We start from the raw sequence: 17,373 nt of genomic DNA, 5'->3' as shown, positions 1-17,373 counted from the left end.
ACTCCGACCCGGTTTCCTTGCACTCATCCGCGAATTCCTTGCACCCGCCTGCCGATTCCTTGCAACTTAGGACTTTCCTAATAAAAAACGGACTGCGCCGGGACAAAAACATAATTTCATCCCGAACGGCAGCCCGTTTTTCTTTATTTTGGAATGGAGACGATAGTGGTCGTCCCTTCATTCAACTTGGATTGCAATTCAAACGTGCCACCGCATGCTTCGGCTCGCTCTTTCATACTGAATAAGCCGATTCCTTTCCGCTGGCTCCCTTTTAAGTAGCTCACTATGGAGAATCCGACTCCATCGTCTTGGATCGTGAGTTGGATTCCATTCGGATCGTTCTTCAAAGTGATCATTATATGATTCGGATTCGCATATTTAGCGCTATTCGTCAGCGATTCTTGGCAAATCCGATACAAAGTCGTTTCGATTTCAGGATCCAACCTTTGTTTATCCCCCAAAGATTTCAGCTTAATTTGCACATCATGCACTTTTTCAAACTGATCGATATACATTTTCAAAGCAGGCAGAAATCCTAGATCATCAAGTGAACTCGGCCGCAATGAATGGGCAATTTCTTTCACTTCCACCATAGCATCCGCGGTCATTCTTTTCGCTTTTTGCAAACTCGGGGGTTTGTCCTCTCCCCGAATTTCATTTTCCGCCATATTCAATGTCATCAAAATACTATATAGCGATTGGCCGATTCCATCATGCAGCTCGCGCGATACCCGTTTCCTCTCTTCCTCATGTGCTTGCAAAACGAGTTTCGACAAGTTCTTTTCGGCTTCAAACAGCATATGCTCGGCCTCCCTCCATTTGGATTCTGCTTTTTCTTTATCGGTCAGAATATGCCGGATCTGCGGATAAAAAACCGCACGGAATACATACACATAGCCCACAAACTTATAAATATGACCGACTAAATTTTCAATGTCATAGACTTTATCGTAAAGTGTAAAATACAATTCACCCGTCATGATGATAAAGATCGCCAAAGCCAATCGGAGGGTATCCAGATTCCGGGTATTTCTGTACTCCGCTACTAATGCAATCAGTGTCACAAGCATGAATGTGCAGATGATGTATTCCAAACTCACCTTCATATTCGTAATGCCGAACTCATTATCCAGCAAAGTGGGAAGCAAATCTTGCCTGAGAAACAGGAATCCACCGATCAAACTAACTGAGAGTGTGGAGACAAATAGGGCGAGCGTTGTTCGTTGAATCATGACTTTATGCGGCAAAATAACTGCTGCAGCCATACCGATACTTTCGGACAGCCTTGCGAAAATCCATAACCAAGTCGCACGGTTGGCTGAAAATTCATCTTCGTAGAAAGGCATCCCTCGATAAACTAGCGTATGGATCAAATCATATGCACCAACTGCAAAAAAGATCAGACCGATAAAGAAGTTTACACTTTGGGAATCCTTTGAATACGTGATCATCGCTTGAATAAATATGGAAAAGGACACGAAAATACTGAATGACTCTAGCAACGTATGGGCCAATAAAAATTGGGGGCCTTGAATTGTGATCATTTCATGATTAAAAAAGACACGGACGACCCACATGAGCAAAATCGCCAAAAATCCTATGTATAAATAGCGAAGTTCATATTTCCGTAGATTGATGGGGCTTTCCACTCGAATACTGCTCATGAGAAATCCAGAAACCCATTTTTCGCCGCATACTCCACGAGAGCAGGGCGCGTTTTCAAATCCAATTTTTCCATGATTTTTGAACGGTGCGATTCAATCGTTTTGATAGAAACAAACAATTGCTCGGCAGCTTCGCGGTTTGTGTACCCTTTCGCAAGGTACGTTAATACCTCCTGTTCACGCCCCGAAAGCTTCATTAAATTATCATCATGAGTGGCGCTCGATTTCCGAATATAGTCTTCCAACAGAAACTTCGTAGCATTAGGATACAAATAGGCTTCCCCTTTGCTGACCGTTCGGATGGCTTCAATCAAATCGTTTTCATGATGACTTTTCAATAAATAGCTCGTCGCCCCCGCTTGCAATGCACGGAAAATGTATTCTTTATCGTCATGCATCGTCAAGACAATCACTTTAATTTGATCATTGGCTTCCGTAATCTGTTTAGTAGCCACCATTCCGTTTTTTTTCGGCATGTTCAAATCCATGATGACAATATCAGGTACCATTTCCAACGCTTTCTGAACCGCCTCTTCCCCATCTTCAGCTTCTCCTATGACTTTCATATCAGACTGGCTCTCAATCATCAATTTGATGCCAGACCGAACAATTGCATGATCATCTACAACTAGGACAGATATCATGAATTGAACCCCCTTCGTACAGCTTTTTAGACATATTATACCATGAAAGCATATTTTTTCGCTTCACTTGGGTAAAATTTGTAATTTACTGTGCAAAGTGGATTATTTTTATGGCATATCTAGTATTCTTGCCGCCGCTTATGGAGTAGATGCCCCCCGCTGAATTAAGTTAAACCTTCCAATAATCTCTTGTAGATCGCTTGCCATATTGGCCAAGGATTCAGATGCGGATGTGATTTCCTCGACACTGGCACTTTGTTCTTCTGCAGCTGCTGCGACCGTCGTACTATGATCTGCTGTTTGCAAGGCGACTTTTTCCGCGTTTTGAATCGTACGGACGAGCTCCTCGGATCCTGCATTGATTTCTTGGATGGAAGCGTTAATGGTATGAATTTGATTGGCCACATTTTCAATACCGGCATGAATCGAGGTGACCGATTGGCTCGCGGATTCGACCAGTTTCTGCCCTTCAATAATTTCAGCTTCTTCTTCCTCGGCGGCTTCGATCGTCTGCTCGACTTTTCGCTGAATCTCCATGACCAGCTCGCTTACTTGGTTGGTTGCGTATTGGGATTGCTCGGATAACTTCCGGACTTCATCTGCCACAACAGCAAATCCTTTCCCATGTTCCCCTGCTCGTGCAGCTTCAATAGCCGCGTTCAAGGCGAGTAAGTTAGTTTGACTCGAAACATCATCGATCAGCGAAATGATTCTACCGATTTCTTTCGATGTATCACCCAAAGATAGGATTACTGTCGACATGTCATCACGGGAGGTTTGGATTGCCTGCATCTGATCTTTCGCGCGATTCAACATTTGAAAGCCTTCCTGCGCATTACGTTCCGTGTCGATAGCTGTTTCGGATAAACCTTCCACACTATTCGTGATCATCTCAATCCCATCGCTTATTGCTTCGATAGTCTCGGCTGCATGATGTGTCCCTTCCAACGTTTCAGCCGTCTCTTCCGATATGACTTGGATGGAAGCAGCCACCTCCTGGCTTGCACTGCTGGACTGTTCTGCACTCGCGCTCAACTCCTCAGACGTGGCAGCTACTTCCGCTGCATTCACTTGAATGCCCGTCACCATTTCTTTTAAGTTGGTCAGCATGCGGTTGAAGCCGTGCGCCAGGTCTCCCAATTCATCGTTTCGCTTGATCTGCAATTCATTTGACGACAAATCCCCTTCGGCAAGCTGCAGCATATGGTCGCGCACCGTGATGATCGGTTTGGTCATACGGGACACGACACCAAAGACGATAGCTAATCCGATGAGAGCCGTCAGTGCTACGGTGATGAATAAAGAATAAAGCAACTGATTGGCAGACGTATTGAAATCCTTATAATATGCACTTCCCGACAGAATCCATCCCCATTCTTCAAACACGGCAGAATAAGCGATTTTTTCTGCATCATCATGGATATATTCCGTGTATCCACCGCCCGATTCAGCCTTTTCAATAAAGTCTTTTATATAGTGAACACCGTTTTCATCTTCTAGATCGATTACTTCGTTTCCCTCAATTGCTGGGTGCCCAATCGCCAGCCCTTCTTTGGAAATTATCGTTACATACCCTTCTTCCCCGAAATGGTACGCAGAGTTCAGATTTCTCTTTCCCCCTCCAACCAACGGGCCAATCAGCTCCGTTTTGGCAATCTGCTGGGCCGTCTCCTCCGTGATGTATCCTTTATCCACTTGTTGTTGGAGCAACCCCAACGTCGATACCGCTATTTCCACCTTGTCTTTAATCTCATCTCGGCCAAGACCGGCCAATGATTTACTTGCTTGAAAGTAGGAATAAAAGCCGATGAATAAGCAAGGCAGTAAAACTAGTATAGCTGTCAATAGAATCATTTTTGTCCTAATGGACCGTAACTTCACTTTCAATGTATATACCCTCCATGATGAATAAATCCTTTAAATGCCCTGGGCTACTCTACGTACAGGGACGTACAGCTCTTCGAACGCTGCAAGCGGAATTGGCTTGCTATAATAGAATCCTTGGACCCTATCGCATTTCAGGTCTGACAATAACTGAAGCTGCTTCTCCGTCTCCACCCCTTCGGCCACTACGGTCAAATCCAATTGGTGCCCAAGCATGATGATCATTTCTACAATCTTCTGATTGGTTTTACTCGTTTCCATGTTCGAAATGAATCCTCGATCGATTTTCAATTCATTGACCGGCAAATCCTTTAAATATTGCAAGGAAGAATAAGCGGTCCCGAAATCATCAATTGAAATGCGTACGCCTAATTGTTTGATCCGTTCGATGGCCTGGATGGTGCTTCTCTTGATCAGGAACCGCTCCGTCACTTCTAATGTCAATTGTTCCGGCTGGAAGGAGACTTCTTGCAAAAGATCCGCCAACAATCCCGGAAAGTCCGGATTATCCAGTTGCTGTGCCGAAATATTGACAGAGAGGAGCAAATCGCAAAGCCCTTTACGTTGCAGTCGCACTGCGTCATGAAGCGCCTTCCGCAGAACCCACGTTTCCATGTCCAGGATTAACCCCGACTCCTCGGCCACTGCCAGGAATGCGGCAGGTGGTAAAATGCCTTCTTCCGGATGATTCCAACGGATGAGCGCCTCCATTCCAAGCCCTCCATTTCCCAAACCGAAATAGGGTTGATAATATACTTCAAACTGTTCTTTCTCCAACGCTTCATGCAGCTGGGAAAGTATTTCGAGGTCCGATTGATATTCGATCGCATCCGCGGAGCGCTCCGTATTCGGCATCCTTTGCTCGAATCGCCAATTCTGGCAACATTGCGCATTCCCAATCGCGATGCAGGCTAAATCTTTGTAGACATTAATTAGACATAACAGATCTTCATCTGGTCCGACGGTATCCCGGAAATGCAGGAGGAAGACGCCGAGCAGCCTGCGATTTGCTGACGTGATCGGCAACACCCAGCTCGATCGGAATCCCAACTTGCAGGCCTCCTGATGAAGCACATTCCAAGGGGTATCCATACTTTCCGTTTCCCCGCTTTTAGGCAAGCCTATAAAAGTAGGCTTTACAAACGGACTTCCCGACTCGACCTTAATTTCTGGAATACTCTCCGTATAGTGCTTGGGCAAGGAAGAGGCGATCATCCGATTCAATAATTTCTGTTCCGAATTATACAACAGGATTGAGCCGCTCATTTCTTGCGGCTCACATGAACGTTCCAAACTGGTCATCACGACATCCAATGTCTCGTGAAGCGGCATGCCGGAAGAAATATGATGGATAATTTTCGATTGATCCCGCCAAACGCGTACTTGTTCATTGTTCCCCAATTTTGACCACTCCTCAGTTGACTCTTCTCCCATTCGATTCTTGCTGATGTTTTCATTATGGCAAGCAAGCTATTCGTTCACTATAAGGAAAAACCCTATAGATTTATGGAATACACCGTAAACACCCTTCGAATATACGAGGCATCTAATGTTCATCTTCCTCATTTGTCGTTAATTTATAGAGATCCCCTACCTTAAGGGAATTCCGGGTATTACAAAAAGGGCACTCCACCCAGCGATGGAATGCCCTTTCTTCATTTGCTGATTTCTGTTGTAAAATCTGCAAGTAGCCGTGCCCCGTAGCCCGTTGCCGATTTCGTGTAATAGCCAGATGCTTTCGATTTGTCCATGACGCCGGCCATATCGACGTGCAGCCACTTGGCGTCTTTCGGTGCAAAACGTCGGAGGAAGAGGGCGGCGGTAATTGAGCCAGCTTCGCTCATGGAACTAATATTCTTCATATCCGCATAATCACTCGCCAACGACTGTTCATAAGATTCGACCAACGGCATCGGCCAGATGAAATCCCCATTGCTATCCCCGATCTGTTTCATTTTCACGGACAGCGCCTCGTCACCAAAGACACCGCCCATTTCGGTGCCGAGTGCATTGACGATGGCGCCTGTCAACGTGGCAATGTCAACAATATATTCCGCTTGCCATTCGCCTGCCCGGATCAACCCATCCGCCAAGATGAGCCGCCCTTCCGCATCCGTGTTCCCGACTTGGACAGTCAATCCATTTTTATAATGAATGACTTCGCCCGGCAAGACTGATTGGTTGTCGGGCATATTTTCTACCATCGGAATCAGCGCCACGACATTCACTTTCGCCTTCGATTTAGCGAGTAAGGACATCGCTCCCGCTACTGCGGCAGCCCCTCCCATATCCATCCGCATATCGCTAATATCTTTCCCGCTTTTCAAACTAATGCCACCCGTGTCAAATGTAACCCCTTTCCCGACCAGCGCTACGAGAGGTTTCGTAGTATCTCCCTGATAAATGAGTTCGACAAAACGGGGTTCATATTTACTGCCTCGGCAGACCGTCAAGACGCCATTCATTTCCGCATGGCGAATCTTCTCTTTGTCCCAGACCTCCACTTCCACGCCCGTTCCTTTAAAGTGAAGTCGCAGCACGTCGGGGAATGACTCGGGGTTCAGGACGTTCGGCACTTCATTCATCAAGTCACGTGAAAATGCGACCGCTTCGGCACGGAGTTTACCCGCTTCCACGTATGGTCCAATTGCTTCTCCCGACAATTCAAGCGAAGTTTGGTAAGGAGTTATATCCGATTGGTAGCGGGTGAATTGATAGGCCCCCAATTCCCATCCTTCCACAAACGCCGTGATCAACTCCCCTTTTTCACGAGATGGGCACAAAGCAGCCAAGGATTTTCCCTCCAGTTTCGCGGCCGCCGCTTTGGCAGCACTCACATTCCTGGATATATTTCCCGCCAAGTTGCGGACTTTTTCCAAAGTCGGATTAGCCATCTTCTTCATAATCACATAATGTGTATCCTCAACGAGCACGGAGCAATGATCGCCAGGCTGATTGGCCACGAACTGTCTTACCGTCTCCTTCTCCTCTATGAATGCGTCGTCTTGATAGATGATTTTCACAACATTCGACAATTTATATCCTCCTCACAATACGTCCAATTGACCTTCACACCTTATCATACGTATGATTATCGTTTCTCTGCAAGAACGAGGAAGAACGTGGCTATTGGACCTAGGAATATTGACAAGAGAAACCAGTTCAATCCGATGCGGTTTTTCCCTTGGGCAATTCCCGCATTGATCAACGCCAATGTCCCCCAACCGACGACATAACTTCCACTACCCATTCGAATCCCTCCGATACTTGATTTCCTACTACGTTTACGTTCTTCCGCTAAGAAAGTTTCGGAACGGGTATGGTACACTTTTCTTAATTATGAAAAACGGAGGTCGATTCCAAATGAAGAAATGGGATCATCAAGGGGTCATCGATCGATTTGAAGCGAACCGCAACGAAGTACAAGCAGTTCCAATGGCTGCCTATATGAAAGGCCACTTCCCTTTTCTCGGGATCAAAAGCCCGTTGCGCCAACAATTACTAAAAGAGCAATTTAAAGAGTATGAGTTGCCGGAACCGGAACAACTCTTCGAAGAGGCGTGGAAACTATTCAGGCTGCCAGAAAGGGAATACCAATATGCTGCCATCGCTTTATTGGAAAAAATGAAAAAGCATTTGACAATTGATGATTTACAGCAGTTACAAGAATTCATCGAGTCCAAGTCCTGGTGGGATAGCGTGGATACCATTGCCCCGAAGCTAGTCGGACATATTGTGCTCCGTAATCGCGAACAAGGGGAAAAAGTGATGGTGACCTGGTCGCAATGCGATAATATGTGGACGAACCGCGCAGCCATCCTCCACCAGTTGAAATATAAGAAAGAAATGAACACCTCCCTATTGTCGAGCATCATTAAGCAGCATTCCGGTTCCGGCGAGTTTTTCATTCAGAAAGCGATTGGCTGGGTCTTACGAGAGTATGCCAAAACCGATCCGGACTGGGTGCAGACCTTCGTTGCGGAACACCCATTAAAACCGTTAAGTACACGGGAAGCGTTGAAACACCTCCCCTTTAATAAATAGTAATACAACTGTTACTTTCGTTTTTAAATAGCCTGCAATAGTTAAGCGTAAAATAATTCCTGCCATCAAATAGGCGGGGATTGTTTTACGCTTATTTGTATCAGATAAATGTAATGTTTACTAGAAATTTAGGGAGTCTATCTCTTTCAGATTATTTGATCAAGCATATGATACAGAAGTTGTTCAAAAAAATAAATTTTTGGAGGAGTATTAATGAAAGACATTGATTTAAATCCATCTGACCTTTGTAATGAATTCGCCAGAATCCTTGGCTCCACTCCCGGTGTTATCAACGGGGTTTGCACAGCCACTCGATCTCGAACGAATCTACATCCCGTAGTATTAGGTAGGAATGCGGATTCCTTTATGTTTGTTCCCCAAGCTTTTTCGTTTGAAGACATCGATAGTGATGGCAGAGGTCTATGTTTAGGTGAGACTGTTCTACTCCAAGAGGAAGTTAACCCATTTATGAGTAAGCTTCGTGAACATGGCATTATTGTAACTGCCGTTCACAACCATTGGCTCTTTGACTCACCACGCCTGATGTATATGCATTTTGAATCTATTGATCGTCCACTTTCTTTTGCCAGAAAAGTTCGAGATGCCATGAAAGTCTTGGTTACACGCGATGTCTTTGGTAAATCAAGTTTTCATCATGATAAGGATGATCATAGGTCAAGAAACTTTGATTTCCGCATAAGAGATCATCATTTTAATGAATCCGATATTTGCGATGAATTCAACCGAATTTTAGACGGAGAGATGCATACCTTTGAGAATGAACAATGTATCGTGATGAAATCCCGTCTTAATATTAAACCTGAAGTTCTCGGTAGAAATGGTCGATCTTTTCTCCTGATTCCGCAGATGTTTACTTTTGAATCAATGACCGATGACGGTCTTGCATTGTGTAGTGGAGAAACAGTTATTCTTGAGGAAGAGATTAATCCTTTTATAAGTAAACTTCGTCAACATGGGATTATCGTGACAGCTGTTCATAATCATTGGTTATTTGAAAATCCAAGGCTCATGTTCATGCATTGGGAATCGATTGATAGACCACTTTCCTTTGCACGGAAAACGCGGGATGCGTTAAGTGTGCTAACTTCTAGAGAAGTTAGGGTGAGAAGATAGCAGTGTCTTTATCATAAGACCCGAACGAATGAAGATTAACTTCCAGTCCAGCTTGTCCTGCAATGGTCTCGCACCGCATAATTCACCCCTATCTAACACAGAGAAGCCAAGGGAATGACAACTCTCCTTCGTTGATTCCTTTGGCTTCTTTCAAGTTTTCATCTACCCGATTATTGAATACTCGCCATTAACCCGAAATACATAAATGATCTTCTTCATTTTTCCTTTCCAGTGCTCCATCTACCTTTGATTCAAAAATAAGTGAATATATTAAGGTACGTAGGGATCCATTCAGACCCAATGGAGCTTCTTAGCATCAATAAGATATTTTTGAGTTATTCTACCTAAAACAGTACCTTGCATAGAATAGTACCACATGGTATATTGTGGTTAATTGCTACCAAACATCGAACGCTATTGCATATTGATTAGTAGTGAAAGGAGCGTGCAGTAGGTGAACGTGCAATTTAAAAAAGGCGTACTGAATCTATGTGTGCTCGTCCTTCTGGACAAAGAAGACCGATATGGATATGAGCTCGTCCAGAAAATTTCAGATCAGATTTCCATATCTGAAGGATCAGTTTATCCTTTGTTGCGCCGTTTAACTAAAGATGGCTATTTTACAACTTATTTACAGGAATCTTCTGAAGGGCCTCCTCGAAAATATTACAAATTGACCGAGACGGGCCGTGCCTATTTACAAGAACAACTGGAAGAGTGGCGCAGCTTCACGGCAGGTGTTAATAACTTGATTAAGGAGAGTGTCCGAAATGACTGAGAACGAATTCATTTCCCGATTGGAAGCTGCATTGAAGCCTTTACCCGTCGAAGAACGCGATGATATCGTCCAGGATATCCGCGAATATTTTACGGAGGGGCGCGAAGATGGAAAAACAGACGAGGAACTTGCCGATTCGCTTGGTTCCCCCCAAGAAATTGCGAAAGAACTGCTAGCCCATTACCCATTGAGTGAAACAGAGAGACTCTCAGATCCGACTACAGAAGTCATCTCCATTTCAGACGATCGCTTTTCAAAAGCGGATATTCAAATTCAACACGGTTCCCTTCATGTTATGCCGACGGACAGTTCTATTACGACTATAGAATTGATCGGTGCTTCCGAAAAGCTTTTTCTATCCGCAGAAGTGCATGGAGAAACCTTGCGTGTCCGACTAAAAAACAGGCGACGTTGGATGTTCTTATTCCCTTTTAAACCGGTCCATCTTCACGTCAAGATCCCTCAAAAAATATACCAATCCATCATGATGAAAACTGAAAACGGGCGCATCACCGGAGAAAAATTATTAATTAAGCAAATAAACGCGCAAACCTCAAATGGGCGAATCCATCTGTCGGAATCCGCCGCCTCGTCGCTTATAGCCGTTAGCGGAAACGGCCGGATTGAGCTCGCCAATATTCAATCTGATGAAGTTCGCGCGAAAACGGATAATGGCAGGGTTGAAATGCGTAATATAGATGCGGAAAGAGTTTCAGCCGAATCGGATAATGGACGCATCGTTCTAGAACATGTCGGAGGGGCCATTACCGGTATGACGAATAACGGCAGATTAGTTCTGAAGACCAATACAATCGATTGTCCGATTGACCTTCAAACACAAAACGGGAGCATTGTTGTAGAGTCTTGGAACAAGCCAACGAATGCCTTAATTCAAGCAAGAACCCATCATGGGAAAATTGAGATTTTCGGGCAACGGACTCATCGGAAAATTTTCGGGGCCGGCGACCATCTAGTCCGTTTACAATCGAGTAACGGCCGAATTATAGTCGTTTGAATTAAATAACGGGAGACGCGGGGGTGGAAAGATGAAAAAGGATGAATTTTTACAAGAGCTGAAACGATTAATTCACAAGATTCCCGAACACGACCAAGCCGAAATTTTACAGGACATGGAGGAATATTTCACAGATGGGATGATAGATGGTAAAACCGAGGAGGAAATTACAGCCTCCCTCGGGTCACCGAAAGGATTGGCGAAGGATCTGCTTGCTGCACATCATCTGGAAAAAGCGGAGACAACGATTTCATCTGGCAATGTGTTCCGTGCCATGTGGGCCGTCCTCGGATTAGGATTTTTTAATCTCATCATTGTATTAGGACCATTTATTGGCCTGGTCGGGGTGTTGATCGGCGGATGGGCGGCCAGTGCCGGATTTATCGCCGCGCCGCTTCTCGTACTCGCCAATTATGTCCTCTTTCCAGACACGTTTGAGTGGTTTGACGTGTTTGCCTCCTCCGCACTATGCGGTTTGGGTCTGTTCGGGGCGATCGGCATGTATACTGTCACTAGATTTTTGCAAATTGGCTTTGTCCGATATTTGAAATTTAATATGAGGCTTGTAAAAGGTGGTTTGCGTCATGCTGAGTAGAAAAGAGCTCTCCCGCATCGCGTTGTTCCTGCTCCTGGTAGGTCTAGTTGGGAGTGCATTCACATTCGGGAAAATGAAAAAAACGGAATGGATAACGGAAGTCGTACAAGTAGAGAATACTGATTTCCAAGAAATACAGGTTACCGTAAACAATGGAAGTGCAGAACTTTTGCCAACAAACGAGCCTACTGCCCGCATAGAGGTTTCGGGACAACAAGGAAAATATAAAGTTTCAGCCGACACGAATGGTGATCGCCTTATTGTCCATTTAGAAGATGAGAAAAAGAAGCTTTTTAATTTTAATTTCAACTTTAAATCACCGGCTGTCAAAGTGTATGTACCCGAAAAAAAATATGACGCGATTCTAATGGAAAGCCGCAATGGAAAAATGAAGATTGATTCGATTCAGGCTCATGAAATTGCAGCTAAAACAGCAAACGGTTCTGTCGATCTGACAAACATCGATACTGAAAGGCTGACGGCAGATACAAAGAATGGACAAATTCGTGCCGATCAACTGATCAGTTCCACCATCCAGGCCAAATCAAATAATGGGCGAATCACGATGAAGAATACTGCAGCCGAGACAGTCACGCTGGAAGCGGATAATGGCAGAATCGAGTTACAAAACGTGGAAGGCCAAATTACAGGGACCGCCAAAAATGGCCGGATTTCACTACTCGCTAGCGAGCTGAATCATCCCATGGACTTGAAAACGAATAACGGTTCCATCTCCATCCAAACGGACCGTGAGCCTACAAACGCAATCATCCAGACGCATGCCAATAATGGATCTATTACGGTCTTCGGTGAAAAGAACGGTGCGGGCAATTACGGTTCTGGGGAACATTTGATTCAGCTATCCACCCAAAATGGCAAAATTGAAGTGGAGAAACGATAAAAGAGGATGCCCACGCATCCTCTTTAACTATTAATGGAGTTCATCTCTTTTCCATCCTTCATATTAATGTAATTCTGTTCCCCGACACGGAGCTTGATTTCTTCCTCCGAAAGAGGAGGCGGCACTTGATCCGCAGGAAGTTCCACCGTCTCCGGCTCTACTTCCACCCGCTCAATGGCAGCATTTCGTGCATCAATATTTCGTCCATACCGCTCCATCTCTTCCCGTGTCATCCGTACGTCTTCCGGCTTTTCGAACAATGTCCATTCTCCCTTCCTTTTCGCACACTTTTCTCACCTATACCCTTGCCCGCTAGGATTCAAACCTGCGGTGATTTTAACCGTTCTATGTTTGCTATACTAATCATAAGACAGTAGAGAGGGAGGTTGCTGGATGGCGACAATTCTTATCGATGCGGATGCTTGTCCTGTTGTGGATGAGACCATTCGCATTGCCAAGCAGTTCGGATTCCGCTGCATGCTCATTTGTGACACAACCCATGAGATGCATCGGGACGGTGCGGAAACCATTATCGTTTCGAAAGGAGCGGATGCAGTCGACTTCGTGCTTGTCAACCGTGTACAGAAAAACGATATTGTCGTAACGCAAGACTATGGCTTGGCGGCCATGGTTCTTGCCAAAAAAGGACATCCGATTGATCAGAATGGCCGACTTTATACGGAAGAGAATATCGACCAGCTGCTTTACGCACGCCACACCGCCCAAAAAATCCGGATGGCGGGAGGTCGGCTACGCGGCCCTAAGAAACGCTCCAAAGAAAGCAATGCCAAGTTCGAATTAAGCATGAGGGAATTATGCAAACGAATTACTGAAATCGAATCGAAATAGATTGCGGGGTTATCAGCGCTTGTTGATAGTTATGAGCGCAACACGGGAAATATAAGCGCTTTGGGGGGAAGTATGAGTGCGGGCACGAAGTTATAAGCGCTTGTACGGATATATGAGCACAGGACAGGAGTAATAAGCGCTTGTACGGAAATATGAGCGACCCGCCCGACCGGGAGCATTCCCTGTATCACGCCCCCTGTCATCCCTCCATACGCTAAAAGCCTGCCTTCCATCGGCAGGCTTTTCATATGTCAAAATGGAAAATCATATACTAAACTAATCAAGGTTCCACTTGGATAACAAGAAGATCGGCATCTTCGATAGCGCGCAGACTATGCTTCTCAAACGGCGCCATATGGAGGAGGTTTTCCGGAGAGACGAACACTTCATTGCCCTCCACCTCAAAGCGGACGATCCCTTTTCGGACGACGATGATCACTTCCCGGTTGGAATGGTGTTCGGCCACTTCTTCACCCGCTTTCAGTTGGATGTTCATGATGGCTGCGTTTGGCAAGGCAACAACTTTTTCCACATGCTTTGCTTTTTCAACCCATTTTAATGGTGTGGGAATCAACTCCATATACCCGCACTCCTTCCTTTTCAGATCTGGTATGTACAATCTTACCTATATCTACCCGATTATGAAAGGGAAAAACTTCAAAAATAGAAGTCCATCTCATTGAATTTAATCAAGGAACTATTTCACCACAGACACGCTCTATGTTTACACAATCCAATCCGAGGAAATAGGAACGATAACAAGCAAGCAGGAGGTTGGTGGGGTTTTATGCCGAAAATACTTTCTATTAGTACATTGCAACCCCCATATGAAGTGACACAGGACGAAGCTGCCGAATTAACACGCTCTTTATTCAGCAAGAGATTTAAAGATATCGATCGGCTCCTAACCGTCTTTCAAAATGGGGATATCGAGAAGCGGCATGTCTGCATGCCATTGGAATGGTATGGGAAAACGCATGATTTCGAGGAACGGAATCAGCATTACATTGAGCATGCCGTGGAATACGGCGTCCAGGTCGTGAAAGATTGCCTGAATGGGGAAGGGTGGCTCGAGGAACCGCTCAGCCCTGATGCAGTGGATGCCATTTTTTTCATTTCCAGCAGCGGTTTAGCTACGCCGAGCATCGAAGCGCGGATTATGAATAGGCTCCCCTTTCGTGATGATACGAAACGCATCCCTATTTGGGGTCTCGGGTGTGCGGGCGGAGCTGCCGGTTTAAGCCGGGCAAATGAATATTGCCTCGCTTTCCCGGATGCCAACGTGCTCGTCCTCTCCATTGAACTATGCAGTTTGACTTTCCAAAAAGACGATTATTCCAAAAGTAATTTGGTCGGTGTTTCTTTATTTTCAGACGGGGTTGCCTGTGCCCTCGTTTCGGGTGATCGATCCCCCGTCCGCGCCTTAAGTCCGATGCCTTCGATACTGAATACCACTTCCAAACTGAAGCCCGATTCGGAAGATGTGATGGGTTGGGATGTTAAAAGCAATGGACTGTATGTCATTTTCTCCAAAAGTATCCCCGCCATCATTACGACATGGCTCGGTCCGTTTGTGCATGAATTTCTGGAGGAGCAAGGGTTAACGAAGGAAGATATTGCACATTTTATCGCTCATCCGGGCGGCAAGAAAGTGTTGCAGGCGTATGAGGAAGCATTGGGATTTGATTCAACCAAAACCAATGTGTCAAGGGAGATTTTGAGGGAAAACGGGAACATGTCCTCCCCGACCATCCTTTATGTATTGGAACGGTTCATGCAGCAAGAGCCAGCACGGGACGAATACGGGTTGATGGCAGCTTTGGGGCCCGGTTTCTGCGGGGAATTATTGCTAGTGAAATGGGAATGAGGTGAAAGGGTGCTATTCTTTACTGTCATCATTTCAATTGTCATCATCCAGCGGATCGTCGAACTGGCCGTCGCGAAACGCAATGAGAAGTGGATGCGGAGCCAGGGAGCGTTCGAGGCTGGCGCAGAGCATTATCCATTCATGGTCATGATGCACGTCGCTTTTTTTGTTTCGCTCATTATGGAAGTCGCGCTGCTCGATCGCCCGCTTTCCCCTCTATGGCCTATTCTCTTTGCAATTTTTTTACTGGCACAAATCATGCGGTTATGGTGTCTGTCTTCCTTAGGGAAATACTGGAACACCAAAATCCTTGTCTTACCCGGAGCCGAAGTTGTACGGAAAGGGCCATACAAATGGTTTCGCCACCCCAATTATGTCGTCGTGTCCGTTGAAATTCTTGTCCTACCTCTATTATTCGGTGCCTATTTCACGGCATTCGTCTATTCCCTGCTCAACCTATGGATGCTGTCTGCCCGAATACCGGCCGAAGAAAGAGCATTGAGGGAGGCAACGAATTATGGAGAAAGATATTCATTAAAAAATCATCCTGTCAAATAAGAGAAGCTTCCCTGGCGAGAGGGAAGCTTCTTTCATTTATCATACGTCAACGTCCTGCCCATCAAGCCGAATAGGATCGTCAAGACAGGAGACAGCAAACAGAAGACGGCGAAAGGAAAATAGGCAACCGTCGCAACGCCGAGCACTTTCGTAATGAAAATCCCGCACACGCTCCAAGGGACCAACGGATTGACGACCGTTCCGGCATCTTCCATCACCCTGCTCAAGTTTTTGCTTTTCAACCCGATTTTTTCAAACTGGGACCGGAACGCTTGGCCTGTCAATAAAATCGACAAGTACTGCTCTCCGATCAATACATTGATGCTGATTGCCGTCAGTGCCGAAGAAGTGATGACCGAGGAGGCCCGTTTCAAAGCACCTTCCAATTTATCAAGCAAGCATTGGACAATCCCGAGCGTAAATAACAGCCCGCCCATGCTCAACGCTAGCAACACCAAGGCGACGGTGAACATCATGCTCTCCATCCCGCCCCGCGTGAGCAGCACATCGATGTCCTCGAATCCCGTATTTGATACATATCCTTTGAATAAAAAACTGAATAAAGTAGTCAAACTACTCGATTGGTGGATAAACGAGAGTAGGATGGCGGACAAGGAACTCGCTGCCAACGTCAACAAGGCCGGCACTTTGCCTAACGTCATTGCAAAAAGGACAATGAGCGGAATCAACGTATACCAATGAATCAGGCCTGTTTCTGATAAACCTACTTGAAAATCAGCTATTCTCGCTAAGTCGAACCCCTCCATCCGAGGCGACAGCAGGCCAAAGAAGAGGAGGGAAATGAAAAACGCCGGAACCGTTGTCCAACCCATATTCCGAATATGTTCGAACAAGTCTACGCCCACAATTGACGAAGCAAGATTCGTCGTATCCGACAGAGGGGACATTTTATCGCCAAAGAATGCGCCGGACACAATCGCTCCCGCCACAATCGGCAAAGATAGGTCCATCACATCTGCTATGCTAATAAATGCTACTCCAACGGTTGCAACCGTTGTCAAAGAACTGCCGACGGCCAGACCTACAATAGACGTTACAACAAAAACGATCGCAAAGAAAAAAGCAGGGGTGATTAAGGTGAAGCCTATGTAGATCAATGTCGGAATCGTTCCGCTCATCATCCAACTGCTGATCAGAATGCCGATAAAGAAAAATAGGAAGACCGCGCCCATTCCCGCACTTGCTCCCTCGACCAATCCTCTTTCCAGTTTTGCAAAAGACACCTTTTTGAGGAGCCCATAGCCGATCAACAATAGAATGGAAAAGAAAATGGGGATATGCGGAACCGCGTCGAAAGCAATGATACTGCCGCTGATCATCGCAACGATGAGTCCGGTAAGCAACAACGATTCGGCAAAGGATGGTCGCAAGATAGATTTTATTTGAAACATGGTGAGAGCCTCCTGGTGTGTTTAAATA

At 45.6% G+C, this 17,373-nt stretch carries 18 protein-coding genes; 9 read left to right on the top strand and 9 right to left on the bottom strand.

Annotated elements, in window-relative coordinates:
• Positions 1 to 143: 143 nt before the first annotated feature.
• From AB1K83_RS02960 to AB1K83_RS02935, 6 genes are all read right to left on the bottom strand, one after another.
• Positions 144 to 1,664, bottom strand: a complete 1,521-nt coding sequence (locus AB1K83_RS02960; protein WP_413056663.1) for an MASE3 domain-containing protein — start codon at positions 1,662 to 1,664, stop codon at positions 144 to 146.
• Entirely contained in the window at positions 1,661 to 2,308 is a 648-nt protein-coding gene (locus AB1K83_RS02955; protein WP_413056662.1) for a response regulator, read from the bottom strand. The genes AB1K83_RS02960 and AB1K83_RS02955 overlap by 4 nt, the downstream gene beginning before the upstream one ends.
• Before the next feature lie 138 nt (positions 2,309 to 2,446).
• A complete protein-coding gene (locus AB1K83_RS02950) occupies positions 2,447 to 4,189 on the bottom strand; it encodes a methyl-accepting chemotaxis protein (protein ID WP_413057070.1) in 1,743 nt (580 codons plus the stop codon).
• A gap of 36 nt (positions 4,190 to 4,225) precedes the next feature.
• Positions 4,226 to 5,593 carry a putative bifunctional diguanylate cyclase/phosphodiesterase gene (locus AB1K83_RS02945; protein ID WP_413056661.1) on the bottom strand — a complete coding sequence of 456 codons (1,368 nt, stop codon included), beginning with the start codon at positions 5,591 to 5,593 and terminating at the stop codon, positions 4,226 to 4,228.
• 254 nt (positions 5,594 to 5,847) lie between these two features.
• Positions 5,848 to 7,227, bottom strand: a complete 1,380-nt coding sequence (locus AB1K83_RS02940; protein WP_413056660.1) for a leucyl aminopeptidase family protein — start codon at positions 7,225 to 7,227, stop codon at positions 5,848 to 5,850.
• A 56-nt stretch (positions 7,228 to 7,283) separates the two neighbouring features.
• Entirely contained in the window at positions 7,284 to 7,442 is a 159-nt protein-coding gene (locus AB1K83_RS02935; RefSeq protein WP_413056659.1) for a hypothetical protein, read from the bottom strand.
• Positions 7,443 to 7,555: 113 nt separating this feature from the next.
• On the opposite strand from AB1K83_RS02935, the gene AB1K83_RS02930 reads away from it, so the two are divergent.
• From AB1K83_RS02930 to AB1K83_RS02905, 6 genes are all read left to right on the top strand, one after another.
• Positions 7,556 to 8,236: a DNA alkylation repair protein gene (locus AB1K83_RS02930; protein ID WP_413056658.1), complete on the top strand. Its 681-nt coding sequence runs from the start codon at positions 7,556 to 7,558 to the stop codon at positions 8,234 to 8,236.
• 213 nt (positions 8,237 to 8,449) lie between these two features.
• A complete protein-coding gene (locus AB1K83_RS02925) occupies positions 8,450 to 9,370 on the top strand; it encodes a DUF1259 domain-containing protein (RefSeq protein ID WP_413056657.1) in 921 nt (306 codons plus the stop codon).
• 454 nt (positions 9,371 to 9,824) lie between these two features.
• Complete coding sequence (locus tag AB1K83_RS02920; protein ID WP_413056656.1) at positions 9,825 to 10,148, top strand: PadR family transcriptional regulator; 324 nt, start codon at positions 9,825 to 9,827, stop codon at positions 10,146 to 10,148.
• Complete coding sequence (locus AB1K83_RS02915) at positions 10,141 to 11,163, top strand: DUF4097 family beta strand repeat-containing protein (protein WP_413056655.1); 1,023 nt, start codon at positions 10,141 to 10,143, stop codon at positions 11,161 to 11,163. Before AB1K83_RS02920 ends, AB1K83_RS02915 begins: the two co-directional genes overlap by 8 nt.
• 31 nt (positions 11,164 to 11,194) lie before the next feature.
• Positions 11,195 to 11,758, top strand: coding sequence for a DUF1700 domain-containing protein (locus AB1K83_RS02910; RefSeq protein WP_413056654.1), 564 nt, complete (start codon positions 11,195 to 11,197; stop codon positions 11,756 to 11,758).
• Complete coding sequence (locus AB1K83_RS02905) at positions 11,748 to 12,659, top strand: DUF4097 family beta strand repeat-containing protein (RefSeq protein WP_413056653.1); 912 nt, start codon at positions 11,748 to 11,750, stop codon at positions 12,657 to 12,659. Before AB1K83_RS02910 ends, AB1K83_RS02905 begins: the two co-directional genes overlap by 11 nt.
• A 23-nt stretch (positions 12,660 to 12,682) precedes the next feature.
• Here AB1K83_RS02905 and AB1K83_RS02900 read toward each other — a convergent pair whose 3' ends face one another.
• Positions 12,683 to 12,919, bottom strand: coding sequence for a hypothetical protein (locus AB1K83_RS02900; protein WP_413056652.1), 237 nt, complete (start codon positions 12,917 to 12,919; stop codon positions 12,683 to 12,685).
• 133 nt (positions 12,920 to 13,052) lie between these two features.
• Here AB1K83_RS02900 and AB1K83_RS02895 point away from each other — a divergent pair, with 133 nt between their 5' ends.
• Positions 13,053 to 13,508, top strand: a complete 456-nt coding sequence (locus AB1K83_RS02895) for a YaiI/YqxD family protein (RefSeq protein WP_413056651.1) — start codon at positions 13,053 to 13,055, stop codon at positions 13,506 to 13,508.
• A gap of 280 nt (positions 13,509 to 13,788) precedes the next feature.
• Here the strand turns inward: AB1K83_RS02895 and AB1K83_RS02890 are convergent, their stop codons facing one another.
• Positions 13,789 to 14,088 (bottom strand): hypothetical protein, encoded by a 300-nt coding sequence (locus AB1K83_RS02890; protein ID WP_413056650.1) that lies wholly within the window; start codon positions 14,086 to 14,088, stop codon positions 13,789 to 13,791.
• A 207-nt stretch (positions 14,089 to 14,295) separates the two neighbouring features.
• On the opposite strand from AB1K83_RS02890, the gene AB1K83_RS02885 reads away from it, so the two are divergent.
• A complete protein-coding gene (locus AB1K83_RS02885) occupies positions 14,296 to 15,375 on the top strand; it encodes a type III polyketide synthase (protein ID WP_413056649.1) in 1,080 nt (359 codons plus the stop codon).
• Positions 15,376 to 15,384: 9 nt separating this feature from the next.
• Entirely contained in the window at positions 15,385 to 15,933 is a 549-nt protein-coding gene (locus tag AB1K83_RS02880; protein WP_413056648.1) for an isoprenylcysteine carboxyl methyltransferase family protein, read from the top strand.
• A 32-nt stretch (positions 15,934 to 15,965) separates the two neighbouring features.
• Here the strand turns inward: AB1K83_RS02880 and nhaC are convergent, their stop codons facing one another.
• Complete coding sequence (gene nhaC / locus AB1K83_RS02875) at positions 15,966 to 17,345, bottom strand: Na+/H+ antiporter NhaC (RefSeq protein WP_413056647.1); 1,380 nt, start codon at positions 17,343 to 17,345, stop codon at positions 15,966 to 15,968.
• Positions 17,346 to 17,373 lie beyond the last annotated feature (28 nt).

Source organism: Sporosarcina sp. 179-K 3D1 HS, from assembly GCF_047228905.1.
Taxonomy (GTDB): domain Bacteria; phylum Bacillota; class Bacilli; order Bacillales_A; family Planococcaceae; genus Sporosarcina.
The sequence above is the reverse complement of the archived record's forward strand: the minus strand, read 5'-3'. Positions and strand labels throughout refer to the sequence as shown.